Annotated in this window: 24 protein-coding genes; 16 read left to right on the top strand and 8 right to left on the bottom strand. The window is 46.9% G+C overall.

The window, feature by feature from the left end; all coding sequences use genetic code 11:
* Positions 1-92 precede the first annotated feature (92 nt).
* Complete coding sequence (locus HP399_RS27245) at positions 93-968, top strand: radical SAM/SPASM domain-containing protein (RefSeq protein ID WP_173618258.1); 876 nt, start codon at positions 93-95, stop codon at positions 966-968.
* Between the two features lie 72 nt (positions 969-1,040).
* A complete protein-coding gene (locus HP399_RS27240; RefSeq protein WP_228088370.1) occupies positions 1,041-1,319 on the top strand; it encodes a hypothetical protein in 279 nt (92 codons plus the stop codon).
* 186 nt (positions 1,320-1,505) lie between these two features.
* On the opposite strand, the gene HP399_RS27235 is transcribed toward HP399_RS27240, so the two are convergent.
* The 4 genes from HP399_RS27235 to HP399_RS27220 all read right to left on the bottom strand — a co-directional run bounded on the left by HP399_RS27235 (position 1,506) and on the right by HP399_RS27220 (position 5,332).
* On the bottom strand, positions 1,506-2,366 hold the full coding sequence (locus HP399_RS27235; protein ID WP_173618257.1) for a copper amine oxidase N-terminal domain-containing protein: 861 nt from the start codon (positions 2,364-2,366) through the stop codon (positions 1,506-1,508).
* A 95-nt stretch (positions 2,367-2,461) separates the two neighbouring features.
* Positions 2,462-3,766 (bottom strand): MFS transporter, encoded by a 1,305-nt coding sequence (locus tag HP399_RS27230; RefSeq protein WP_173618256.1) that lies wholly within the window; start codon positions 3,764-3,766, stop codon positions 2,462-2,464.
* A gap of 22 nt (positions 3,767-3,788) precedes the next feature.
* Positions 3,789-4,400: a TetR/AcrR family transcriptional regulator gene (locus HP399_RS27225; RefSeq protein WP_173618255.1), complete on the bottom strand. Its 612-nt coding sequence runs from the start codon at positions 4,398-4,400 to the stop codon at positions 3,789-3,791.
* A gap of 146 nt (positions 4,401-4,546) precedes the next feature.
* Positions 4,547-5,332, bottom strand: a complete 786-nt coding sequence (locus tag HP399_RS27220; RefSeq protein WP_173618254.1) for a class I SAM-dependent methyltransferase — start codon at positions 5,330-5,332, stop codon at positions 4,547-4,549.
* 318 nt (positions 5,333-5,650) lie between these two features.
* Here HP399_RS27220 and HP399_RS27215 point away from each other — a divergent pair, with 318 nt between their 5' ends.
* The 9 genes from HP399_RS27215 (at position 5,651) to HP399_RS27175 (ending at position 15,876) form a co-directional block, all read left to right on the top strand.
* Complete coding sequence (locus HP399_RS27215; RefSeq protein ID WP_370642750.1) at positions 5,651-6,301, top strand: response regulator; 651 nt, start codon at positions 5,651-5,653, stop codon at positions 6,299-6,301.
* A gap of 16 nt (positions 6,302-6,317) precedes the next feature.
* Complete coding sequence (locus HP399_RS27210; protein WP_173618252.1) at positions 6,318-7,433, top strand: sensor histidine kinase; 1,116 nt, start codon at positions 6,318-6,320, stop codon at positions 7,431-7,433.
* Positions 7,434-7,551: 118 nt separating this feature from the next.
* The gene (locus HP399_RS27205; protein WP_173618251.1) at positions 7,552-8,490 is read left to right on the top strand and encodes an ABC transporter ATP-binding protein; all 939 of its coding nucleotides are present in this window, start codon (positions 7,552-7,554) and stop codon (positions 8,488-8,490) included.
* A 15-nt stretch (positions 8,491-8,505) separates the two neighbouring features.
* Positions 8,506-9,636, top strand: coding sequence for an ABC transporter permease (locus tag HP399_RS27200; protein WP_173618250.1), 1,131 nt, complete (start codon positions 8,506-8,508; stop codon positions 9,634-9,636).
* Positions 9,633-10,781, top strand: a complete 1,149-nt coding sequence (locus tag HP399_RS27195; RefSeq protein WP_173618249.1) for an ABC transporter permease — start codon at positions 9,633-9,635, stop codon at positions 10,779-10,781. Before HP399_RS27200 ends, HP399_RS27195 begins: the two co-directional genes overlap by 4 nt.
* Before the next feature lie 70 nt (positions 10,782-10,851).
* Positions 10,852-14,034, top strand: a complete 3,183-nt coding sequence (locus HP399_RS27190; protein WP_217367604.1) for a hybrid sensor histidine kinase/response regulator — start codon at positions 10,852-10,854, stop codon at positions 14,032-14,034.
* Positions 14,031-14,555 carry a DUF6933 domain-containing protein gene (locus HP399_RS27185; RefSeq protein ID WP_173618247.1) on the top strand — a complete coding sequence of 175 codons (525 nt, stop codon included), beginning with the start codon at positions 14,031-14,033 and terminating at the stop codon, positions 14,553-14,555. The genes HP399_RS27190 and HP399_RS27185 overlap by 4 nt, the downstream gene beginning before the upstream one ends.
* Positions 14,556-14,712: 157 nt before the next feature.
* A complete protein-coding gene (locus tag HP399_RS27180; protein WP_173618246.1) occupies positions 14,713-15,330 on the top strand; it encodes a TetR/AcrR family transcriptional regulator in 618 nt (205 codons plus the stop codon).
* Between the two features lie 12 nt (positions 15,331-15,342).
* Positions 15,343-15,876 carry a GNAT family N-acetyltransferase gene (locus tag HP399_RS27175; protein WP_173618245.1) on the top strand — a complete coding sequence of 178 codons (534 nt, stop codon included), beginning with the start codon at positions 15,343-15,345 and terminating at the stop codon, positions 15,874-15,876.
* Positions 15,877-15,933: 57 nt separating this feature from the next.
* Here the strand turns inward: HP399_RS27175 and HP399_RS27170 are convergent, their stop codons facing one another.
* Positions 15,934-17,679 carry a DUF4179 domain-containing protein gene (locus tag HP399_RS27170; protein ID WP_173618244.1) on the bottom strand — a complete coding sequence of 582 codons (1,746 nt, stop codon included), beginning with the start codon at positions 17,677-17,679 and terminating at the stop codon, positions 15,934-15,936.
* Positions 17,676-18,233 (bottom strand): RNA polymerase sigma factor, encoded by a 558-nt coding sequence (locus tag HP399_RS27165; RefSeq protein ID WP_173618243.1) that lies wholly within the window; start codon positions 18,231-18,233, stop codon positions 17,676-17,678. The genes HP399_RS27170 and HP399_RS27165 overlap by 4 nt, the downstream gene beginning before the upstream one ends.
* 340 nt (positions 18,234-18,573) lie before the next feature.
* Between HP399_RS27165 and HP399_RS27160 the strand changes: the two genes are divergently transcribed.
* From HP399_RS27160 to HP399_RS27140, 5 genes are all read left to right on the top strand, one after another.
* On the top strand, positions 18,574-19,329 hold the full coding sequence (locus tag HP399_RS27160) for a metallophosphoesterase family protein (RefSeq protein ID WP_173618242.1): 756 nt from the start codon (positions 18,574-18,576) through the stop codon (positions 19,327-19,329).
* Between the two features lie 130 nt (positions 19,330-19,459).
* Positions 19,460-20,443: a polysaccharide biosynthesis protein gene (locus HP399_RS27155; RefSeq protein ID WP_173618439.1), complete on the top strand. Its 984-nt coding sequence runs from the start codon at positions 19,460-19,462 to the stop codon at positions 20,441-20,443.
* Positions 20,440-21,522 carry an undecaprenyldiphospho-muramoylpentapeptide beta-N-acetylglucosaminyltransferase gene (locus HP399_RS27150; protein ID WP_173618241.1) on the top strand — a complete coding sequence of 361 codons (1,083 nt, stop codon included), beginning with the start codon at positions 20,440-20,442 and terminating at the stop codon, positions 21,520-21,522. Before HP399_RS27155 ends, HP399_RS27150 begins: the two co-directional genes overlap by 4 nt.
* Complete coding sequence (locus HP399_RS27145; protein ID WP_069847091.1) at positions 21,500-22,147, top strand: response regulator transcription factor; 648 nt, start codon at positions 21,500-21,502, stop codon at positions 22,145-22,147. The genes HP399_RS27150 and HP399_RS27145 overlap by 23 nt, the downstream gene beginning before the upstream one ends.
* Positions 22,128-23,537 (top strand): sensor histidine kinase, encoded by a 1,410-nt coding sequence (locus tag HP399_RS27140; protein WP_173618240.1) that lies wholly within the window; start codon positions 22,128-22,130, stop codon positions 23,535-23,537. Before HP399_RS27145 ends, HP399_RS27140 begins: the two co-directional genes overlap by 20 nt.
* A 63-nt stretch (positions 23,538-23,600) precedes the next feature.
* Here the strand turns inward: HP399_RS27140 and HP399_RS27135 are convergent, their stop codons facing one another.
* Both HP399_RS27135 and HP399_RS27130 read right to left on the bottom strand, forming a co-directional pair.
* Positions 23,601-25,217: a DHA2 family efflux MFS transporter permease subunit gene (locus HP399_RS27135; RefSeq protein ID WP_173618239.1), complete on the bottom strand. Its 1,617-nt coding sequence runs from the start codon at positions 25,215-25,217 to the stop codon at positions 23,601-23,603.
* Entirely contained in the window at positions 25,205-25,654 is a 450-nt protein-coding gene (locus HP399_RS27130) for a MarR family winged helix-turn-helix transcriptional regulator (protein WP_217367603.1), read from the bottom strand. Before HP399_RS27130 ends, HP399_RS27135 begins: the two co-directional genes overlap by 13 nt.
* Between the last annotated feature and the right edge of the window lie 91 nt (positions 25,655-25,745).

Below are 25,745 nucleotides of genomic sequence, written 5' to 3'. Positions count from 1 at the left end.
CTTCACCAGAATACACCGTTACCTGTAAAAGCCCTCCTATGTTACTATGATGGGTATGATCAATCATAGGCATCTGGAATGGGGAAAACATCTTGAAAACATTTAAGAAAGTCTATATAGAAATCACCAGCGTTTGCAATCTGGCCTGTACCTTTTGTCCGCCAACGGAGCGCAGTAAAAGTTTTATTAAAGTAGAAGACTTTGCGAAAAGGCTGGATGAGATCAAACCGCACACCGATTACATTTATTTGCACGTCAAAGGGGAACCGCTTCTCCATCCCAAAATCGATGAGCTGCTCGATATCAGTCATGAGAAAGGCTTCAAGGTCAATATCACCACAAATGGTACGCTGATCGCGAAAAATCGGCATAAATTGCTAGGCAAGCCTGCACTCCGACAAATGAACTTCTCGCTTCACAGCTTTGACGGACATATCGGCTCAACCAACCGCGAAGGTTATTTGCGGGAGATTCTTTCATTTGTTCGGGAAGCTCAGGAGCAACAAGTGATTTTTTCTTTCCGTCTGTGGAATTTGACACAGGATAACGCCACGAACATTCAAAAGAGTAGAAACCGCCAGACGCTTGAAGTGATTGAGAAAGAATTTGGGCTGGACTATCGAATTGAAGAAAAAGTAATGCCGGGCAGCGGGGTAAAAATCGATGACCGCGTTTATTTGAACCAAGATTACGAATTCCAGTGGCCGAGTCTAACAGCACCTGAGGATGATGGAAAAGGCTTTTGCCATGGACTGCGCACGCAGGCGGCGATTCTCGAAAATGGAACGGTTGTGCCGTGCTGTCTCGATGGGGAAGGGGTTATTAATCTAGGGAATATCAATCAGACCTCTTTCACTGATATTGTGGATGGCGAGCGGGCGAATAACCTGATAGATGGATTTTCTCGCAGGGAGGCTGTCGAGGAATTATGCAGAAGATGTGGGTACCGTCAGAGGTTTGGAGCATAGCAAAAGCAAAACGTCCGAGTCAAATGATTCGGACGTTTCTTCATTATTAGAAGGACACTACTATCAACGGCGGTGACGTCGACAGCGGAGGAAACAGAAACGACAGCGGCGACGACGGCGACGGAAGAAGGAACAAAAACGGCAGCGACGACGACGACGGCGGCGGCGACAACCACAACGATCATGATCGCGGTCAAAATCTTCGTCGAAGTCTCTATCGAAATCCCTTTCTATGTCTGTGTCACAATCTTTTTCAATCTCGTGTTTTTTTTCTCGATCATTACAACCACAAGACATACATCCACCTCCTTAGCGTTCATACAATATTTTATGAATGCCACTTGGACATGACTGGACGAACTATAGGGGAAATAAGCTTGTTTTCAGACGCGGAAAAATGGCGAAAGCCGCTATCCTCCCACAATGTCATGGGCAAAAGTGATGGTAAAAACAAAAAAATAGCGGATCTCATAGCTAAAAGGAGCTAATGAGAACCACTATCTTTTTTCTATGCCATATGAGTCAAGGTAGCCTGTATTACTTTGCAGATGTATCGTCGGAGTCTGTATCTTGGGCGGATTCGTTAGAGGCTTGAATGTCGTCAATGATAACGATTTTGCCTTCTTCTTGCCATTTTACTTCCGCGTTCAGTTGTTCACTGATGAAGCGCAGAGGCAGGAATACACGTCCATTTTTCAGTACAGGTGCAGTGTCCAGAGAAATGGTTTTCCCGTCTACAGTTGCTTCTTTTTTATCGAGGTACAGCGTGATAGATTTTTCGCCACGCGAAATTTCGACGGTACGAGTCTCTGGCTTCCAGTTTACTTCCGCTTTCAATGCGGAGCTGATAGCACGTACAGGCACCAAAGCTCTTCCACCTTGTACAAACGGTGCCACATCCGCTTTTACCTGATTTCCATCTACGAATGCTTTCACTTCTGTAGAGCCAGTATCCTCAAGGAGTTCTCCAAGCTTTTTGAATGGTGTGTAATCTCCTTTTTGGTACGTGCGCTGAAGAAGCTCAAGCTGTACGTCCAAAGCTCCCTGTTTGTCAGTGGTTTTTTCCAGTTCAGCTACCAGCTGCTCGTATTTCGCTTTTTGATCTTCTGTGATTTCAGCAGCATGCTTGAGCTCTTGGCGAAGCTCGATCAGCTGTTTTTTCAATTTTACGTCTTTGATGTTGGTTTCTGTGCTTGCTTCGGTTGAGTCCTCATCGTCGCTATCAGTATCGGTATCAGATTCTTTGACAGAAGTTTCTTTCGATTTATCTTTTGCTTCTGCCTTTACTTCGGGCTTGCCGTTCCCATTTCCTTTGCTCTCCAGGTCAGCCGCCAGAGCAGCAGGTACACTTGTTGCGAGTAGAATAGCAACCAACGAAGTAGATATCGCTTTTTTCATTTGAATCTTCCTCCTTCTAGGTGTAAGTCTCATGAACTCGACATTCCAGACGGAGGAAAATATGAATATGTTGCATAGGTTTTGAGAAAATATTTTTATTTGTACGAATAGAAACCTTTCACTGTCATTCCTTCCAAATCCCGTATCTTCCTTACACGTCCGATTACGATTCCCAGTAGCGCCACAAGTACGCCAGAGAGAACAAACAGAAAGCCAATTCCTCTGCCAGGCCCCGTTCCGATGATCTGCCCGACAGTTTGCCCAAGCAATTGATCTGGATAAAAAAGCGGGTTAAATACATGATCCGCTAAAAATCCTGCCGATCCAAATGCCAGTACGAACCCGATTTGCGAAATAGCCGTGATCATTGACCATACTCTGCCTTGCCGTTCATTCTCGACGTTCGTTCGGATGAGAACCTCAAGGCTCGTGTTCACAAAGGGAAGCGTGATAAAAAAGAGGAAGCCAAAAACCATAATCAGCCAAACGGAGGTGAACACACCCATCAGGGCATAAAATAAGCCAGCAACTACGAGAGAGAAGGACAGCATAAACACCTTGCTCTTTCCCATCCCGAAGAGTCCGATCAAAAGGCTGCTGACGAGCATGCCCGATGCAGATGTAGAGAGGGCAATACCGAGCGTCTTGGAATCAGTTAATGTCAGCATCATTGGCCCAAAAAGCGATTGCAGCAGCCCGATGTAAAAGCACACAACAGACATTAACAGAACTAACGAGAAAACCCCTTTCTTTGAAAGGAGATAGCGGAAGGCTTCAGACATTTCGCGAAAAAAGCTTTGTCTTTCCTGTCTCTGGGGAGTGGCATCGTGTTTCATAATCATCAGCACGGCGCCGACGGCTAGAAGGAAGGTCATCATATCGATGAGTAAGACGAGCTGGATATCAAATGCACTGAGTAGAAATCCTGCAACGAGTGGAGAAATAAGATATTGAGCTGAACTTGCCAGTTGGATGAGCCCGCTTGCCTGTGAGTACATCTCTTCCGAAACCAGATTGGAGACGGCTGCTTTAAAGGCTGGGTTTAGAATAGCGGCAGAGATCGAGCTGATGCCGACCCCCAAATAGATGTGCCATAATTCCATACGGCCGAACAGCATGACAAGCGAGATGAACAAGATACCAGCTATGGAACCGAGATCGCCAATGATCATCATTTTTTTGCGGTCAAATCTGTCTGCCAGCACCCCGCTAAAGGGAAGTAAAAGGAAGGAGGGGAGAAAAGAATAGAGAATGATTAACGAATAGCTCATGGTAGATTGGGTCTGTTGAAAAACAAATACACCCAAGGCAAAAGCGGTAAGTCCACTTCCGATAGCTGAAAACAGCTGTCCTGACCAAATGATCAGGAATCTGCGAAAGGCTTTATCATGAGCGATCATTGTCTTTTCTCCTTTTCATCCATTATAGAAACGAGAAGGACCCCGGCGCAGCTCCTAGTGACCTTTCAATAATCACCTGCATGGCTTGTAATCGTTTTGTCTGCTCCTCTTGCTCCCAATGAAAAATGCCTGATTCCAACAAAAATTGTGAGCCAGCGAGGAGAAACTGAACGGTCTCCAAGGCATTCTCCACATGAAAAACGCCTTCTTGATTTCCTTGTTCAATGACTTGTGCAAGGGCAGGGGCAATTTTCAAGATAATGGCGATGTTCAGACGCTCGTGAAGCTCTCTGTTTTCAGGGCGATGCAAGCTTTCCATCCATTCTGCTTGCTTGTCGATGGGGTGGCTTTGGCTGCGCAGCATCTGGCGAACCTTCTCCATGACAGGTAAGGTAGCGTCATCTGCGATTTTTTTGTATTCTTCGCAAAGTGTATCGACCATGGACTGGACAAATGCTTCAAGGATCTCTTCCTTCGATTTGAAGTAGTAATAAAAGGTTCCTTTCGCTACGCCTACCTTTTGAATGATCGCATCCACTGTTGTATGGACATAACCCTGATTTCGAAATAGCTCCCCGGCAGCTTCCAATATTTCTGCTCGCCGTGTTGTGGGGTCTTTCACGATTCTTTTCATCGGCGCCTCCTTCGATTGTCAGTAAGTGGTTGGATACAGATTACCATACGACTGACCGTCAGTCTATAAGTGCGTGAAAGAAAAAGAGGAGGGAAAATCTCCTCTGTTCGGTATTAGGAATTTAGTAAGATGATGGCAAACATTCGTTATAATTTCTCGGCGATAATCGTGAAGGTTTTCGGGATTCCTTTATCAAAAACTTCCGAGGAAAGATTCGGGAGCTCTTCCAGCATTTTTAGGCACAGCCCTTTGCTTGCAATGGCCGTAACGATTTCCCCTAAGGTCCAATTGCGTAACATTACTTTTGATTCAGTGTCATTCATCCCGTTCGAAAGGAATTTGGAGAAAGCAATGTCCTTTTCCTCAAGCGAGGTGTCGAAATAATCGCCTGTTACTTTATGTTTGCGGATAGTAGCAGTCGTTCCGCGGGAGGAGATGAGTTTTGTGGATACCGGATGGAAATCTTGGAGGACGAGCACGCCGCCTTTTCGCAGGAGCGAGTTGACCACCTGGAATAATTCGGTTAAGTCCAAAAAGTAATGAAGAATACCGAATTCCATAAAAACGAGATCATACTCACCAGACAATGCATCTGGAGGTAGCTGCAATACATCCGAAACGATGTAAGTCAGGTCAACTTCGGCAGCTGCAGCCAGTTCCTTGGCGTACTGCTCATTCTCATAAGAGAAATCGGCGATGGTCACGTCGGCACCTAGCAAGGCGAGTGCAATGGCTTTGTTTCCATTTGAACCGAGTAAATTGATAATCTTCTTGCCGCGAATATCCCCCATGTGCTCATATACTTTACCGATTCGCTTTTGAGGGTCTTCTTTAATTTTGACCGCTGCCTCAACAGGTGTTCCAAAGCGTTTCAGCCACGCTTGATATGCCCCAGTGTTCCAAGCCGTTTTATTTAGTTGTGCTGTTTCCACAAATTCCCCTCCATAGAGTATTCCATTCAAAAAATTGGCCCCGTATATTGGTTACGAGGGCTTAGGTTATTTATCATACTGACACAGTGGATTCGTGTCTATATATTTTCGAAGTGTTAATTTTTCCATGTGTGATGTGAAAGTGAGAACAATTCGGGGTGAGATTCTACAATTGTGAAGCAAAGCAGGACAGTGGTAATATTGGGAAAAATATATACGTCCGCTCATTATGCGGTCGAGGGTTTGTTCGACAGGAGGCAAGCTTCTTTGAAAATCAAAGTGTTGATCGCAGACGACAATTCGTTTATACGGGAAGGCATGAAAATCATCCTGACGAGCTTCGAGGAGTTTGAAGTAGTGGGGAGTGTGGAGGATGGGGTCGAGGCGGTGACGTTTTGCAAACAGAACGAGGTAGACGTCGCGCTTTTGGACGTTCGGATGCCGAACATGAACGGAGTGGAAGCGACTCGTGTGCTGACTGCCGAGACTACGGTCAAACCGCTCATTTTGACCACATTCGACGATGACGAATTTGTCCTCGAAGCCATTCAAGCGGGGGCACGCGGCTATTTATTGAAAAACAATGATCCCAACCGCATTCGAGATGCCATCAAGAGTGTCTATAACAACCATCATGTGCTGCAGGATGTCGTCCTGGATAAGATCAAAATGAACCTGAATACAGGGAAGAACGCGACGGATACCGTGTCCGCTACCGCTCCTTCCAAAGCGAAAGCAGCCATCCCTACCAAAAGTAAAATCGATCAAAGCTTATTTACGGAACGGGAGCTCGATGTCATGAAGCAGATCGCCAAAGGGCTATCGAACAAAGAAATCGCAAAGAAGCTGTATATTTCCGAGGGGACAGTTGCGAATTACATTACTTCCATCTTGAATAAAACAGCACTTGAACATCGTACGCAGATCGCCATCTATTATTTGACGGGCGAAACGAACATGTCTGATTGAAAGGAGGTCACAACCGATGGCGTTATGGACAATGGCGAATAAGACAGCGGTGCTTGGTTTTATCATCGTGACTTCTTTTCTTGCTCGTCCCACTTCTGAAGTTGACCCGTGGCAAATTCTCGTGTACTTGTTGTATCTGGCTATCAATCTTACTATTCTCATTTTGAAACAGATGAATCATAAGCAATGGTTTGTTTGGCTATCCATCATGTTTGTGTTGGCGAGTGAATTCGTACTGGATCCGTTGTTTATGCTGCTCTTGCCAATCAACGTTTTAGAGCTAGCTTTTTTGGCAGGTAAGCACCGGGTGGTCGTATTTCTCTGTATGTTGTTGCCTTTGTTCATAGTGCCACCTGAATGGGTGCCCTTGTATTTATTAACGACCTTTCTTAGCTTTTTGCTGTATAGGAGTGGTAGCAGGCTAACTGACAAGCTCGGCAGGTTAGAAGCTGAACGGGAGAAGATGCAAGAGGATTTACAAAGCTTGACCCGCTCCTTAAACGAAAGCAGTGAATACTTCCGCCAGTCGACTTACACGATTCAACTGGAGGAGCGCAATCGCCTCTCCCAACAAATTCACGACGATGTGGGGCATGCAGTTGCAGGTGCGCTGATACAAATGGAAGCGTCACGACTGCTGATGGCGACTGATCAGGACAAGGCATCCGAGCTGCTCCGCAATGCGATCACGATATCGAAGGAAGGGCTGGAGCGAATCAGAGTGACACTCAAGGATGTGAAGCCTCGGCCGGAGGAGCTGGGAATCAATCGACTCCGGTTGTTTGTCGATGAGCTGTCTGCGAGAGAGACAGTGATAGCCACGCTTACTTTTGACGGAGACATTGACGTCATCTCACCGATTCAGTGGAAAATCATTCAGCAAAATGCGACGGAAGCGGTCACGAATGCACTCAAATATGCAAAGGCGACAGTGATTTCCCTAGAGGTACGGGTGCTGAATACATTCATAAAAGCAGTGGTCACAGACAATGGGGCCGGCGCAGAAAAGGTTGTAAAAGGGCTTGGCATTCTCGGGATGGAGGAGAGAGCTGCATCTGCTGGTGGAACAGTGATTGTAGACGGTACGCGAGGCTTTAGCGTGACCACACTGCTGCCTTATCGCAACGAATGAAAAAGATCATGAGCAACAACATGAGAATTCTCATGTGCCGAGGGATGAACTTATGCACTGACATAGGGGCATCCTTTTTTATTACAATGCAGACATAACCACGAAGGGAGTGAGTTACGTGAGTCATGTATTGGAAATTCGTCAGTTAACGAAAAAATTCGGTGACTTCGTCGCCGTCGACAATATGTCTCTGAACGTACGTGAAGGAGAAATCTTTGGTTTCCTGGGGGCCAACGGAGCGGGAAAGAGCACGACCATCAACATGATCGCCTCCCTGTTGCGCGTAACAAAGGGTGAGATTACCCTGCTGGGAAAAAACATTGAGAAGCACAGCAAATTCGCCAAAATGAACATCGGTATCGTACCACAAGATATCGCCATCTACGAGGATATGACTGCCTATGAAAACGTGAGGTTTTTTGCTGGCTTGTACGGACTGCGTGGATCACTGCTTCGGGAACGGACGGAAGAGGCGCTTGAATTCGTAGGTCTCGGCGACAAAGCTAAAAGCTTTCCCAAAAACTTCTCTGGCGGGATGAAGCGTCGGTTAAACATCGCTTGCGCCATTGCCCATCGGCCGAAGCTGATCATCATGGACGAACCTACTGTCGGGATTGACCCTCATTCGCGCAATTATATCTTGAATTCGGTACGCAAGCTCAACGACATGGGCTGCACGATCATTTATACGAGCCATTACATGGAGGAAGTCGAAGAAATCTGCACCCGTATTGCCATTGTTGACCATGGAAAAGTCATCGCGGAAGGCTCGAAGGAGGAGCTAAAAGCGATTATTACCGACGCGAAGGAAATTTGGATTGGCGTTCGGGCAGATGAACCGTTAAACCTCGAAGCTATTAAGGCGATTCCTGGTGTGAATGCGGTGCTTCAAGAAGAGAATACGATCAAAATCGTATCGAAAACGGAGATCAACAGCCTGAACCGGATCATTCAACAATTCATCAAGGATCAGGTAGAAATCCGCTCCGTTGAAGAGCAAGCGCCAAATCTGGAGACTGTGTTCTTGACCTTAACCGGTCGAAACTTGCGAGACTAGAGGAGGGGCTTTGCCATGAATATATGGAGTATCGCTGTAAAAGAAATCAAGTCCAGCCTTCGCGAAAAGAGAACGTTTATGTTTATGCTAGCACTTCCCATCATTCTGATGTTGATATTAGGTTCCGCCCTTTCCAATGCATTCGACGATACAAGGACCGTTGGAGACATGCGCTTGCTGTATAAAAGCAACGGGACGAATGAGCAAATGTCTATAGCGTGGAACTCGTTTATAAAAGCATTGGGTGATAAAGGAGTGGAGGTCGCTCAAGTAAGTTCAGGCATGAACGGGCAGGAGGAAGTTCGCTCGGATCGCTATACGGGGTACGCAGTCGTCAGTGATGCGGGGATTGAGTTTTATGGAAGCAGCAAGAATGCGATAGGAAGCAATATCCTTGCGGGGATGCTAACCGTTTTTGCAGATCGGTACTCGCTCGCATCCGCAGCTTATCAGATAGATCCCGAATCTGCTTCGGCAATAGTCAAGGGTACTGGACAGCGTGATGATTTTATTCATGAAACGACCTTGAATCCAAATAAAAAACCGGGGGCAATCGACTATTACGCGATTGCGATGACGACCATGATTGGGCTCTACTCGATGTTCTCTGCGAGTTATTCGTTCACCGGGGAGCGAACGAACAAAACGTCCACACGATTAATGGCAGCACCTGTCAGCAAAGGTGCCATTTTTACCGGCAAAATGATCGGCAGTACGTTCGTCAATCTGTTTTTCGTACTCGTCGTGTTCTTAGTCAGCAAGTTCGTGTTCCAAGCAGATTGGGGCAACCACTACGGAATGGTTATCCTCGTACTTTTGACAGAGGTACTGCTTGCGGTCAGCTTGGGTCTGGGGATCAGCTTTCTTTTCAAAGGGGAAGGGGTAAGGGCAATCAACAATATTGTTACGCAAGTCGCCTCCTTTGTAGGCGGTGCTTATTTTCCTGTTGATCAATCAACTGGTATCTTCAGCCTTCTGTCCAAATTCTCGCCCCTTCACTGGTCGAATACAGGTCTGATGCAAATCATCTACACAGACAATCCGAGAGGCGCATGGTTTGCGATTGCGATGAATCTGAGCATTGCTACGGCGTTCATCATCATTTCTATTATCACGATGCGTAGACGGGAGGGTGCTTTTGTATGAGTGAAATGCTATGGCTAATTCGGAAAACGCTGATGGAGACGTTTCGCAGTAAAAAAAGCTGGTTCACTTACTTGGGTTTGCCGATCGCTGGGGTTCTGCTGTCTCTTACCCTCTACAGCAATGCAGGCAGCGGCACGATCCATGTCGGAATCATCAATCAAGATGGGGGCCAGATGATCACGCAGGACACGATCCGGTTTATCGAGAGATTGAATCATATTAAGGTCACAATCATCGACGAACAAACGATGCGTGAACAAATCGTTTCTGGTGAGCTGGATAGCGGAATTGTTTTCGAGTCAGGGTATGCTGCTAGTGTTCGGAAAGGGTCGCCAGCGCATTTGAATATGGTATCCGTAAAAGGTGAACAGGTTACTGCCTACGTGAAGGCCATGCTGCACAGTTATATCGGCAATCTTGCCGCGATTGGAAAAGCGGCACAAGCGGATGAGGCTCAGTTCACGAAGCTGTATACGGCATACCACGAGCAAAGCTACAAGCTCAATACGGTAACGCTTCAAGACACCTCGAACGTGACGCGTATGACGAATCAATCGATTGGTTTCCTCATTATGTTCATGATGTTTTCCGCGGTGAACATGTCGGAGATCATTTTAAAAGAAAAAGAGAATCGCACCTTTTTGCGACTTCTTTCTTCGCCGATGTCGGCTAGATCCTATGTATTCTCGAATATTATCGTCAGCATGTTTATTTTACTGCTGCAAATCATCGTGACCTTGCTCGTCATGAAAAACGTCTTCGGCATAGATGCAGGCGTCTCGTATGGTCAAATGATTCTGCCGTTGTTCGTGTTCGCGCTGGGGGCAATCGCACTTTCTCTGATGACCGTTGCCTTTGCGAAGAGTAGAGCAGGTGCCGGAGCGATTTCCAACCTGATCATTGTACCGACGTGCCTCCTGGCTGGCTGCTTCTTTCCAATGGAAATCATGCCGGATACCGTGCGCAAAATTTCAACATTCTTGCCCCAGCATTGGTTGCTCGATACGGTAAATAAGCTTCAACAAGGATACAGTCTGGGGAGCTTGTATTTGAACATGGCCATTTTGCTCGCATTCGCTACAGTTTTTGCCTTGATCGCCATCTATCGGTTTGGGCGGAATAACGATAGCAGACAGTTTGTGTGAGAAAAATAGGACTAAGTGAACTGTAATTTGACAAGGGATAATTCGAATCGTGTCGAAAGATGATCTTACTATGATAAAGCTAAGTACCCATAATCAGCGCAATTCAAAAGCACTCATAAGTAAGCATCTTGTCATTCTTCTCTTGTTTTTAGCATTTCTCCTAGGTCTTCGAACATTCTGGTTTTCGTTTCATGCGTTTCCAGAGCATCCGCGTGCGGTTCAAGGGGTTCTTGATATGCGCGGGTGGGACTTTGAAAATTCCCCGTCCATTTCACTGGATGGGGAATGGGAGTTTTTCCCTGAATCTTTGATCACGCATGAAGATTTCAAGCAATCATCGAATGACGAACGACAATTCCTTCAAGTGCCTGGCAATTGGAGCAGCGCTTTTTCCAGGGACTCTCCATCATCGTATGGTTATGGAACATACCGTTTACGGATCTTGGTCGATCAACCGCTAAATCAGCCATACACCTTATGGGTTCCGCAAGTGGAAGCATCTTCTACCGTAGAGGTTAACGGAGAGATATTAGCCAGAGGCGGAGTGCCTGCGACAACAGCGGAAGAGTACACGCCGCGGAAGTCATCCTTCACGGTTACGTACATTGCAGGTGATGCAAAGGTCATTGAAGTGCTTGTCCGAACGGCCAACTTTCATAATCCACTCGAAGGGGGCATCGTCAGATCGATTTACTTCGGGTCGCAGGCCGCTGTTGACACCGAACGTTGGTATTCTATCGGCTTCCAGATGACAACCTTCCTCATCTTGTTGCTACATGGCTTGTATGCCGGCATCCTGTACATATTGAATGCCCGTCACAAAGAGTTTCTGGTGTTTTTGCTGTTGCTTTCCTGTGTGGGGATAAAGACTGTGTCTGATTATGACAATCTGCTGTTACTTTGGCTCCCGATCGATTATACATGGGCGCTAAAGGTGGAAGTGCTCACCTACATATGGCAGCCTTTGCTGATGATATTATTGATCAGAAGTCTATCTGATCAGGGGGAGAAAGAAAACGCCAAACCGTTCAGGGCGTATTTTTCCGTGCTCAGTCTTTTTTCGGCAGTCATCATACTGGGAACGGCACAATGGGTGTATATTTTAGCTGGAACGCCATTTTTGGTCATTATTTATTTCGGCCCGTTGTTGCTGTTTATTTTCAGAATCAGCCGCATGCTCATGCAAAACAAGCATGACGCTGTGTTTTTGCTCATTGCTGCAATGAGTATTTTTTCCAATGTCATTTGGTCCGCAATGATGGAATATAAAATCATCGATATCAAGTACGTGTATTATCCGCTCGACCTGATTGCTGCACTTGTTAGTTTTTCTGCTTACTGGTTCAAGCGATTCTTTCGCAATTCAGAGGAAAAGGCAAAGCTAACGGAGCAATTGAAAGAAGCTGACAAGCTCAAAGACCAGTTTCTGGCCCATACCTCTCACGAGCTGAGGACGCCATTGCACGGCATCATGAATATCGCCCAGACTGTCGTCAACAATGAAAAGCATGTCATGGGTGGTCGCAGCACGCAGGACATGGAGCTCTTAGTCACGATCAGCCGCAGAATGTCGCATTTACTAGACGATTTGCTAGATGTCGTACGATTGCAGGACAAGCATATCGTGTTGCAGAAGAAGCCGTTGCATATTCAATCGGTTGTTTCCGGAATCATCAGCATGCTCACCTACATGGTAGAAGGCAAGCCTGTTCAACTGAAAATGGACATACCAGAGTCCATCCCGCCAATCTTGGCAGATGAGAAGCGGCTAGTCCAGATTCTGTTCAATCTTGTTCACAATGCACTCAAATTCACGGAAAAAGGATCTGTCGTCGTTTCTGCTGAGATCGTGGACGGACAGGTGGTGATCTATGTATCCGATACAGGAATTGGGATGGATGAGTATACCAAGGCACGTATATTTTTGCCGTATGAGCAGGGAGCTCAAGCAACGAACGATGGAGGAGGAATCGGCCTCGGTCTTGCTATTTGTACACAGCTGGTAGACCTGCATGATAGCGAGCTGAGAGTCGAGTCTGAACCGGGCAAAGGTTCCGTATTTAGCTTCTGGCTGCCTGTGGTTAGTACAGATGAGATGAGAGCAGCAGAGACCCAATATGTGGAGCAGATAGATAACAACAATCAAGTGACGGCTATCAACCAGATGAGGCATAGTGAAGCTCCAGATATCTTGGCTTTTCAGGAAACAGCTGCACATGCGTTTGTTGAAAGAAAGGCGAACATTTTGGCGATCGATGACGACCCGGTTAACCTAAGGGTGCTGGATCGAATGCTCTCATCCTCGCAATACCAAATCACTACTTGCACATCGCCAAGAGACGCGCTCGATCTGCTTTTTACAGAGCAGTGGGACTTGCTTATCATCGATGTCATGATGCCGCATATGTCGGGCTATGAGTTGACGCAAAAGGTCAGGGAGCATTTCTCTGTTTCCGAGCTTCCGATTTTGCTCTTAACTGCGCGAAGCCAGTCTGAGGATGTATACACCGGGTATTTGTCTGGTGCGAATGACTATGTTTGCAAACCAGTCGATGGAATGGAGCTGAAATATCGCGTCTGGTCGTTGACGACGCTCAAGCAAACAGTCGATGAACGATTGCGCATGGAGGCTGCCTACTTGCAGGCGCAGATTCACCCGCACTTCTTGTTCAACACACTTAGCTCGATTATGGCGTTGAGTGACATTGATACGGAGAAGATGCGTAAACTCGGGGATGCGTTTACCGCCTTCTTGCATATCAGCTTCGACTTTTTGAATACAGGAAAACAAGTTACACTCTCCCATGAGCTGGAGCTCGTCCAAGCCTATCTTTACATTGAAGAGGAACGATTTGGCGAGCGGATACAGATCGTGTGGGAGGTTGAGCCTGACATCGATCTGCTCATCCCGCCACTCACCATTCAGCCGTTGGTTGAGAATGCAATCAACCATGGTCTTTTTAACAGAATAGAGGGGGGAACTCTCCATATCCGCATCGTCCGGCAAAAGAACGCTACTCTTTTTGAGGTGAAGGATGACGGTATCGGGATGGAGGAAGCGACTGTGCGGCAAATTCTCGACTTGTCGAAGAAGGAAAGAGGCGGAATCGGAGTGTCCAACACGAATCGGAGACTGACGCAAATGTACGGGAAGGGCCTGCGCATCACGAGTAAGCCGGGTGAAGGAACGACGGTCTCCTTTGTCATACCGTATCGGGCTTTAACTGAAAAACATCGAGGTGAACAGGCATGATTACCCTCCAATGCACCAAAAAGCTTGCAGAGGAACTACCCGTAACGCTATCCGATAAGGAGAAAATGGTTTCACAGCCATTATACAGATGGCATGCTCACCTGATTTTACTGAATCGCAGGAAGTGTGTAGCAGTGATGAATAATGTGACCAGGTACAATTTCATCATCTATGGATTAAAGAAAGCAGACTTTAAACGATTTGCTCAGATATTTTCAGAAAAAATCTCTGAGAATCTTCTTGCGGATGGCATAGAGCAATCGTTAATTCAAAAGTATTTGCATCATGCTAGTGAGGCTACTTTCACTCAGACAAGTGATAGAAGCATAATTAGTCAATTGAACGACATGATTTTGTTGGCAAGGTACAATATGGATAATAACGTAAGGGAAATCGGTGTAGAGGAATTGAATCAAATCAATCGATTGTCGAATCAATATCCCATGTCTAAATTACCGCAAATATTTCCACGCGATGCGATGCAACACGCGTTAGAAAATTTATCGTTGGTTAACACATAACGGAAGAACGGCGAGCATCCGAATACTCTCATGAGTAGGTAGGGTGCTTTTTTCTTTTTTATTTATTGAAAATCGACAATAATGTCGTTTATAATTTTGTTACGAAGAAAAACGACAATCATGTATATTTTGTTCAAAGGAGGCAGACCCAAACCCCATGGCGCCAAAAGTAAGCGACGAATACAAAACAAAAAAGAAAATTGAACTGCTACAAGCGGCAAAACGCGTGTTCATCACAAAAGGCTATACACGGGCCACTATGCAAGACGTCATGGACGAGGCTGGTGTATCGCGAGGAGCCTTGTACGCCTACTTTGATAACCTGGAGCACATATATTTGGAGCTGCTGCAATTCGAGGATCAACAGGATGTTCAGTTTTTTACACCAATTGCTGGCGAAACGTCTTGGAATCAAATCACCAAATGGGTCTACAAGCAGCAGGTCGAGATCGAGAAAATCGAACAAACACTGTCCCAAGCCAACTCAGAGTTTTTCCTGTCACTGAAAGATCAGCAAAAGCAACAGAGCTATCCATACATCACGACTCGCTATGAAAAAATGGTGGATGTGTTGACAGCTTTCTTCGCGCATGGGACAGCGACAGGTGAGTTCAAGCCACAGCTTCCACCCGAGGCGATCGCTCGCTATCTCATCTCGGTTATCGATGGACTGATGCTGGATACCGCGCATTTGGGCGCAGAGAAAACGAAGGTGTCCGTGCAAATGGAAGCACTGTTGTTTTCATTGAGAGCGCTGCTGGGACCGGTTCAATAAGGAGGGGGAAGAATGTTGTTTCAATCAGAGAGAATCTATCTGAGAAAAATGACGGGGGAGGATGTGGACATCTACCATACGTGGAGAAATGACGTGGAAGTCATGCGGACAACGAGTCCGTCCATGGACGTCTTTACCTGGGACGATACGAACGGGTTTGTGAATCAGGTCATCCTGCATGCAAGCTCCTCGAAGAGCTACATGATCGTAGACAGCCAAACCAATCGATCGATCGGGATTACCTCCCTCATTCAAATCGACCTGAAAAACCGCAATGCGGAGTGCATCATCGATATTGGAGAGAAGGAATACTGGGGTAAAGGGTATGGACGAGAAGCGCTGAAGCTGCTGCTGGATTATGCATTCTTGGAAATGAATTTGCATCGGGTATCGCTGCGTGTTTTTTCTTTTAACGAAAAAGCCATAAAGCTGTATGAGAGGCTCGGATTCAAGCAAGAAGGGATTTCGCGGCAGTTTTTGTTTCGCGAGGGAAAATGGCATGATCTCGTGCACATGGGGATTTTGCAGCAGGAATATATCGCTTGAAAAAGAGGCTGGCGGTACGAAGGGTACCACCAGCCTTTTGCGTATGAAGGGTGTCGCTTATTTTCCAGAGTAAATTGGTACTTCCCACTCTACATTTTTGTGTTCAACCATTCGTTTCTCGGAAGTAATGATCAATTGCTTTGGCAGGGTTGTGAGGTTTTTCAAGAAGACGGTACCTCCAAAAATCGCCTGGCCATTTTCATACTCAGTCTTATTGATAAGGTAGTCGACGTCTTCGTATTTTTTCCCGGTTTCGTCTGTGATGGTCCAGTTTTGATAGGGACCCATAGCGGCAGTAACTGGAGAGAGAGTTGCCTCGAATGCCAGGTCGTAGCCTTCCAATTTCGTGGTAGTCCCATCGTCGTTCACGCGGTGATGGCCGTCATAGCCTTCAAAATCAACGACTGCGTTTGGATCCTTTTGATATTTTTTGAAAGTAAACTGATCTCCCTGGTCTTCCGCCGAGATGACTTCTTTCTTTTCGAGGAGATTGGCGTCCAACTTCGCGTTAAGCTTAGCGGATTCCTCTGTATATACAGACCCGAGCTTGAAGGTGAGATTTTGGCTTTCGTCAATTGGATAGAAGTAATGGAAGTCTCTTGCTCCACTTTCGGTGGATTGGGTATGATCCCATTTCACATCACTGATCACATTACTTCGTTTGTTGGCTTCACGAATAACCGAAGTCGAATCCCAAGCAGTGACCACTTTGCCTTTCGCGTCTACCAGCTCATAGCTGTATGCGTTATTCTCGTTAGCAGCAAGGGTTCGATCAATGACCATCTCCACTCCGCTTGGCGCAAACGTAATCTGTTTGACGTTCAGCTTGAGTCCTTGTGGGGTCGTGTAGGCTTTGTTAATTTCATGCGTCTTCATTGCTGCTTTTGCTTTTTTCATATCTACAGGTACGGACAGCTTCCAGTTCCCCTTGATATCATCCAATTGATTGATGTTAAACTCTACGATCAGCTCGTCAGGCACCTTGGTTAGATCATCAAAATAGCTTCGCAGCTCGCGATCCAAGGTCATAACACCATGAGTGACATTCATGGAAACATCCCATGGTTTATTGGGGTAGCGAGCATCTTTTTCCTCAGAGGGTGCAAGGACGTTCCCTTGTTTGTCTTTAATGGTGATAAGTGGCTCTCTAATGGATCTGTCGATCATTTCCGACATGAAGCTATCTATTGCCTTGCCGTTCTTGTCTTTTAAAGAAGCTGCTATGCTAATACGCAGCGGGTCAGCCACCACTTCATGCACGGCAAAAGTGAGGCCTTGATCGGTCGCACTTACATTCACGGACTGAGCAAATCCATTCTTGGCCGCTTGTACAATTCCTTTGTCCGCTAGTTTTTCCAAGAGGCTATTGGTCACAGGCGCTACAGGATCAGCTTTGCCAATCGGGTTGTTCGTAAAAGCAGCATTGACATAACTAGCAAAGGTTGGAGAGACTAGCATTCCTCCCGATACGACGACGGTTAATGCAGCGGTGGCAAGTGCCATTCTTTTCATGATTGTGATACTCCTTTGTTTCCACGCAGGTGGTTGGTGTGAAGGGGTAACAGGGTTCAATACTCTCACGGGATAAGGGGAGAGCATCTGAATAATCTTTTGATCCATATTTGTTGAGAGGGAGTCTTCCCACATCGTTTCTTCCGTTTGGTGCAGTCCATCGATCCATTGCTCCAGTTGGTGTTGGCAGTGTGTACAATGATCGAGATGACTTTCGACATTTCGTTTGGTTACTGGCGATAAACGATCTTCCACGTAGGCGATCAGCTGTCTTTGCGTAAGGCAATTCAAAGCGGGGTACCCCCTTTTTTCTCCGGCTTGCTTAGCTGGTCTCGCAGCTTTTTCCTGGCATAGGAAAGGCGCATTCTCACGGTATCTACGGACAAAGATAGTTTGTTGCCGATCTCCCTGTAGCTTAAATGCTGGAGATAATGCAAATCGAGAATCGTCCTGTGGTTCTTGTCCAGTGCCATCATCTGCTGTCGCAAAGCATGACGCTGTTCCTTTTCCAGATAATCTTCCTCCGGGATCGGACATTCGTCTCTGACCTCGACATCCGTCTCCGTTACGGAAGGCATCCGCTTTCGCTTTCTCAGCTCGTCAATCCCGCGATTGATCGCGATTCGATACAGCCAGGCAGAAAAGGAGTAGTTGGGTTTATAATCTGGCAGACTGTAGTACGCCTTGATAAAAACCTCCTGCACCATGTCTTCAGCATCATGAGAATGGTGGAGCGTGCGTCCAAGAATCGAAGCGATTTTTCCCTTGTATTTATTGACGATCAGAGCATAAGCCTCTTTATTTCCTCGAAGAACCTCCGCAATGACCTCTCGATCGTCCTGCATGTTTGTTACCTCCTTGCAAAAAGGTGCTGCGCAGCTTTCCTTTTTGTGAAAAACGTCTCGGCGTTTTTCATGAAATGTAATCTGACCGCTTGCGGTCAAACAAAACGAACGAAACCATTTTGTTGTTCACTACTATAGACGATGAGGAGAGGGGACCCCTCTCAAACTTTTTTCATGAAATTTGAAAATGGCATAGGAAGAGGATGCCTCTCTTCGTTTGATAGAAGGGCATCCTCTTGATCTGTCACGTATGCCGCCATCACTTAAATGGAGCAGGAAATCTACATAATTTTGCAGTAATACTAAAAGCATAGATGCTTCGAATTTCGTAAAGGAGTATATGACCTTGAGCCAAACCAACCATTCCATCGCGGTGATCTCCGACATACACAGCAACGCCTATGCATTGGAAGCCGTGCTGCACGACATTGATTCCCGCGGTATTCAAACCATTGTGAACCTGGGCGATACGTTGTTTGGCCCGCTTGATCCGATCAAAACGGCAGAGCTCTTAATGGAGCGATCTACTATCACCCACATCATGGGTAATTGTGACAGATACTTACTGGAAGAGCAAATGGAGTCCATCACGTTCGAATACGTGAAGCCACTGCTGACACAAGAAATGCTCAGCTGGATCGGATCATTCCAAAAGCAGTGGACGTATGGCGATCTCTTGTTTTGCCACGGCACACCTTTTGCCGATGATGTGTATTTATTGGAGAATGTTGCTCCATATGGGATAGAAGACAAAAGCGCAAATGCCTTAATGATCGAGCTAACGGGTATCCAGCAGCAGGTCATTTTTTGCGGACATTCGCATGTGCCCAAATCCGTATGGCTCCCGGATGGAAAGCTCGTGGTAAACCCGGGGAGCGTTGGGCTTCCAGCGTATTTTGAGGAAGCGCCGTACCCGCATTCGATGGAATCGAAGACGCCCCATGCCAAGTACGTCACGGTAAAACAACAAGGCGGCTCGTGGCTGGTCGAGCACGTATTGGTTCCTTATGATTTCGAGCAGGCAGCTAGAAAAGCTGAGGAAAACGGTCGTAGAGACTATGCCCATGCGATCCGAACGGGAAGAGCGGAGCTGTAAGGACAAAGTGACGTTAGAGATCGTATCTGGCGTCATTTTTTTCGTATCTACGAAGATTTGTCATACTGGTGTAACACACGACCTCTACGATATTCATGTCAGTCACATGAATGCTTCGGAGGTACAGCAGATGAAAAACAAAACCATTTTAATAACGGGTGGTACAGGTTCTTGGGGTTGGGAGCTCGTGAAGCAACTCCTGCCGCAGCAGCCAAAAGAAATCCGTATTTTTTCACGCAATGAAGCACTACAAGTAGAAATGAGCCATCATTTTCAAGATAAACGACTGCGTTTTATGAATGGAGACATTCGGGATCAGGAGGAATTGATGCAGGCGTGCCAGCAGGTCGATTATGTGTATCATCTTGCGGCATTGAAGCATGTCCCGATTTGCGAAAACCAACCGTATATTGCCTTCAAAACAAACGTGATCGGCACGCAAAATGTCATCGAGGCTGCCATTGCCAATCGTGTGCAAAAAGTCATCTACGTCTCCACAGACAAGGCTTCCAATCCTTCCAGTACGTATGGGATGACCAAGGCGATTGGGGAGCGGCTGATCATTCAGGCCAACACACGGGATGTTAGTACCCGGTTTGTTTGTGTGCGAAGCGGCAATGTTTTGGGATCGACAGGCAGTGTGATTCCCCTTTTCAAAAGCCAATTGCAACAAGGTTTGGATCTTGGGGTGACAGATGGGCAAATGACGAGATTTTTCTTGAGTCTGGAAGAGGCGATCCACCTGCTCTTTACGGCTACGCATAGCAGTCTGGGCGGGGAAACCTTTGTACTGAAGATGCCCTCTTGCCGGATCATGGATATAGCAGAGGTCCTCAGAGAAGAGGCAGGAGCAGAGGGCAGCCGTATTGTCACCATCGGGATGCGCCCGGGTGAAAAGCGATATGAAATGCTGGTGTCCGAGATGGAAAGCGACAGAGCGATTGACTTGAACGACCAATACTTTGTCATCCTGCCTGCTTTTCCACAAGAAGAGCTGCAAGCGTATTACGCTGCCTATCAGAGTGTCGACTTTTCCAGCTTCCATTCCGAGTCGATGGTCATGACCAAGGAAGAGACGAGAGCAATGCTGCGGGCAGGAGGTTTCCTGTCATGAAGACCACTTTGTTTACAGGCGGCGGTTCTGCCGGGCACGTAACAGGCAATCTCGTCATGATCCCTAAATGCTTACAAGAAGGCTGGAGCGTTCACTATATCGGCTCTGAGACAGGAATAGAAAAACAGCTCGTAGAAGCACAGAAAGCAGTACAGTATCACAGTATCTCGACTGGAAAGCTGCGGAGGTACTTCTCATGGAAAAACGTAACGGATGTTCTCCAGGTGCTCCGCGGTATCTTTCAAGCCTATTTCTTGATACGTAAAATAAAGCCGGATGTCGTGTACTCGCTGGGGGGCTTCGTCTCGGTTCCCGTTGTGCTCGGTGCCCGCATGAACAAGATCAGGACCATCATTCATGAGCCAGATGTGCATATGGGGCTTGCCAATCGGCTTTGCCTACCTTTTGCAGATACAGTATGCACGACATTTGCGGAAACAAAGAGAAAGCTAAACACCGAAAAAGCGATCCATGTCGGGCCGCTCATTAAGGGGTCGCTCAAGGCTGGCCAGCGTCTGCGTGGAATGACCGCCTGCGGATTTCATGAACAACAGCCCGTGCTGTTGATCATGGGAGGAAGTCAAGGGGCCGAGACGATCAACCGTGTCGTTCGCGAGGCACTGCCGAATTTGCTGTCCGAATTCCAAGTCATTCACATATGTGGTCAAGGAAAGGTCGATTACTCTGTTCATTACCCGGGCTATAAGCAGTACGATTTCGTAGGAGAGGAATTGGCTCATTTATTGGCAGCTGCCGATGTGGTTGTATCCCGGGCTGGTTCCAATGCGATTTCTGAATTGCTCGCCTTGCAAAAGCCGATGCTTCTCCTCCCGCATACGAACGGGGGTGCACGTACAGGTCAACTCGTGAACGCCCAAAACTTTCAAGCTGCGGGTTACGCAGATGTACTTTTGCAGGAACAGATGACGACACAGATGTTTGTGACGAGAATCCTTGCCCTGTACAAAAATCGCGAGACTTATCTGGCGAAAATGAGGAAAAATAAGGATGAAAGAGCAGTCGACAAGGTGTGGGCATTGCTAAAAGGAGCTGCGCATGAACATTTTGATCGCGGATGATGAAGAATACATGGTCAAAATCGTGAAAGCCTACTTCGAAAAAGAAGGCTTCACTACATATACCGCCAAAGATGGGCAAGAAGCGCTCAATATGGTGTACAACGAACAAATCGACCTGGCGATCCTGGACTGGATGATGCCTCAAGTAAGTGGCATCGAGGTATGCAAGGAAATCAAGGCAAACAGTACCGTAAAAGTCTTGATGCTGACTGCCAAAGGGGAAATCGATGACGAGCTTCACGCCTTGCAAGCGGGAGCCGACGATTACGTACGAAAGCCGTTTGACCCGAGAATCTTGTTAGTGCGTGCCAAAAAGATGCTGCATCTGGATGGGCAGTACACGTTTGGACAGATCAAGGTGGATTTGGAGGCGCAAAAAATATACCATGCTGGACGAGACCTACATGTGACCAACAAGGAATTCCAGCTCATGAAGTACTTTGTGCAGCATGAAGGGAAAGTATTGACGCGAAAAGCCTTACTCGATCATGTGTGGGGATTCGACTATTTCGGTGAGGAAAGAACCGTGGATACTCATATTCGCCGTTTGCGAGAGAAGATCGGCGATAACTGGATAAAAACACATCGAGGGATGGGGTACAGTTTTGAAAATCCGGATAAATAAGATGGGGCGGCGGCTGTTTGTGCAGATTGCCATTGTGGTCGCTGTCGTGTACGTCTTGTCTTTTCTCATTAACACGTTCTTTTTGCCGAAGTATTTTTTGTATGAGAAGAAAAATACGTTGTCCGCGATTACTTCCCAGATGGAAGAATTCACGGCAGATGCTCTGCAAAAAGAGGTCGAACGGCTTGAAAATGAATACCGCGTCACGATAGTGTATGCTTCGTATACGGGAAAAAACGATGATTTGAACGAAGCTCTGCGCGCTCTTTTTGCCCAAAAAGGATTGCCGCTCAGCAAGTTTTGGGTCACCGAGGAGAGTGTCGCTTCCTTACAGGATGGAGAATACGTAAACAAGCTGTATATGCAAGAAAAATTGAAATCGAATGTACTCGTCCGGTTCATGATGAAGGAGCAAGTGGTTTTCGCGATCAGTGAATCGGTTGCGTATTCCAGTGATACGATTCGCATTGTGAATCAGTTCAATACGTATATTTTTCTGGGGGCGTTGCTCTTGACCGTTGTCGTGGGCGGGATGTTTGCCAAACGGATGATTGACCCACTTGCACAACTGAAGGATACGGCGGAGGAGATTTCGAATCTGCGTTTTCAAAAGGCAGACATTCGGACGGGCGATGAGATGGAGGAATTGGCGCAGAGCATTAACCGGATGAGTGACAAGCTCCAACGCGCTCACGAAGAGCTGGAAGCGAGAAACCGGAATCTGCGTACGTTTATTTCGGATATTTCCCATGAGTTAAAAACACCACTAGCTCTAATTAAGGCGTATACAGCGGGTATCAAGGATGGCCTTGATGACGGGACCTTCCTGACCGTCATTGAAAAACAGACAGACGGTATCGCGGAGTTGGTCAATAAGCTGTTGGAATTGTCCCGCTATCAAACGGATCAATATTCGTTTACGGCCGTCTCTCTTCATGCTGTGCTGGAACAAACCTTGGAGAAATACCAGTTGCTTATCCAGCAGGAAGCAATCCAGCTCACGATCCAGAAGGAATCGGATGCGGATGATTGTGTGTGGGCTGATCGTGACAAGCTGGAAATGGTGCTCGGTAATCTGCTTGGCAATGCTGTCACGTACACGACAAATGGACGCATTGATATTTCGATCAGACAGGCGGGGGATACCGTCGTTTTTTCGATCAAAAATGGGGTCGGACGTATAGACGCCGCGCAATTGAAGCAAATTTGGGAGCCATTTTATGTGATCGAGCAGTCTCGCAGTAAACAGCTTAGCGGAACGGGACTAGGACTATCCATCGTCAAAGCCGTGCTGGACAAACATCAGGCTCAGTATGATGTGCAGATAGAAGGGGAGGAGATTGTATTTGCTTTTACCTTACAGGGGTGTTCCGTGGGGGGAGAGAAGTAATTCGCGAGCAAATCCATACACCATGAAAAAAGGAAGAGGACAAGTGCCCTCTTCCTTTTCCTATTAAGCCTTTCCTGCTTCGCCCTCCGGCTTCTGTCCCATCTTCCCACTACGCAGTGGAACTTCCTTCAGGAACAGCGCGATAATGACAGCGATACCCGCTACGATTGCTCCAGTCAAAAACGTAGTCGTAATCCCATAGCTCATCGCTTCCCGGATCATATCCAGCATGTGAGTAAACAGCGGTTGCAAATCCGGTGGAAGACTAGCCAACGTGGCTTCAATTTTCGGCTGATCCAACAAATTTTGCGGATTCGTAAAGAGCGCCAGCTTCTCTGCCAGAGCAGGATCAGCTGCTGCGGGATTGTTCCCTTGACCCATGGCTCCCGACAGTTGCGTCATTTTCGCTGACATGCTGGCACTCATGACGGTTCCCATAACAGCAATTCCAATGGTCCCACCGAGGTTACGGAAGAGCTGCGACGTTGCCGTAGCGACACCCAGTTGCTGCGGTGCGACTGCATTTTGCACGGTTAAGGAGAAGACCGGCATAGCAATCCCGATCCCCAAACCGAGAATGATCATGTAGATCACGAGCAAGTAAATCGGTGTGGTTGGCGACATGAAATACATCAGCACCATGCCCAAGGTCATGACGAGAAGTCCACCCAGCGCCATCTTTTTATATTTTCCTGTCTTGGTCATGATTTGTCCGGCGATTGCGGAGGTTGCAAGCATGGCAATAGACATTGGCATCGCCACATAACCAGCCATCGTCGGAGAGATGCCTTTGACCCCTTGGACAAAGAACGGCACATAAATGATTGCGCCCATCATCCCTGCGTTGAGGAAGAATCCGACCAGATTGGAGACAGTAAAAATACTGTTTTTGAACAAGCCCAGCGGAAGTACAGGCGTTTTTACTTTCATTTCAATCATAATAAACACGATCAACGCAATGATTGTGGCGGCAAACAAACCAATAATTTGCCACGAGCCCCAAGCGTATTTGCCCGGACCATTTCCTGCCCATGAGAAGGCAAGCAGCATTGGTACGATGGTAAGCGTCAGGAACAGCGAGCCGAAGTAGTCGACAGACTCTCCTTCTTGCTTCGGTACCTTCGGGAAATGAATCATGATCAACAGGAAGGCAATTACGCCAATCGGCAAGAAGATCCAGAACACCCAGTGCCAGTCGAGATGATCGACGATATAGCCGCCCATCAGAGGACCAAGCACACTGGACACGCCGAAGACGGCACTCATGACACCGCCCCATTTTGCACGCTCACGAGGTTCGTACAGATCACCCATGGCGGTAAAAGCAGTGGACATGATGATCCCGGCACCCGCCCCTTGAATGCCACGATACGTAATCAGTTGAAAAATATCGGTGGAAAACCCGGATAACAAGGCTCCGATACTAAACAATCCGATACCCGTTAAAATAAATGGTTTTCTTCCATATATATCGGAGAGCTTCCCAACCAGTACAGAAGCGACAGTTGAGGTCAGCAAATAAATCGTAATCGCCCACGAATAGTAATCCATGCCACCCAGCTTCGAAATAATACGCGGCATGGCAACCCCGATAATCGTCTGGTTGATCGCGGCGAAAAACATGGCCGTAATAATCGCGATCATAATCGTCACTTTCTTTTTGTCTGTTAGCTGTTGCAATCTTGATGCTCCTCTCTTTGTTGCTCTATATTCTTCAGAACCTGATGATAGATGCGGACTAAGTGCTGCTTGTCTTCATCTGATACGCCTGCAAAAAACTGTTCAATGGTATTTCTCACGATGGTTTTATATTGCCGTAGGATTTCTCTTCCTTGATCGGTTATGTCCAGTTGCACGACGCGACGATCCGTACTGTCGCGATTTCTCGTGGCATAGCGGCAAGCAATCAATTTATCAGCGAGACTCGTAACGGCTCCGGGGGTAATATTCATACGTTCTGCAATAGAAGATGCCTTCTGCGGACCGTTCATATCTAGAATTCGCAAAAGCATGGCTTGTGATCCTGACACGAGTGGGTCCAGACGCTTGTGTGACTCAGCCGAAACTTTTCGTTGGAGTTGTATATAAAGTTCTTCAAAATTGACCTGGCTTTGCATCGTATCCTCTCCTGTTTTCACTACTTAATTATATATGGTGTTAAATGTTTACCCACTAAAACATTTACGAGTATACAATGACTCATCTATC

Origin of the sequence: Brevibacillus sp. DP1.3A (assembly GCF_013284245.2) — a bacterium.
GTDB lineage: Bacteria > Bacillota > Bacilli > Brevibacillales > Brevibacillaceae > Brevibacillus.
This window is presented reverse-complemented; position numbering and strand designations above follow the sequence as displayed.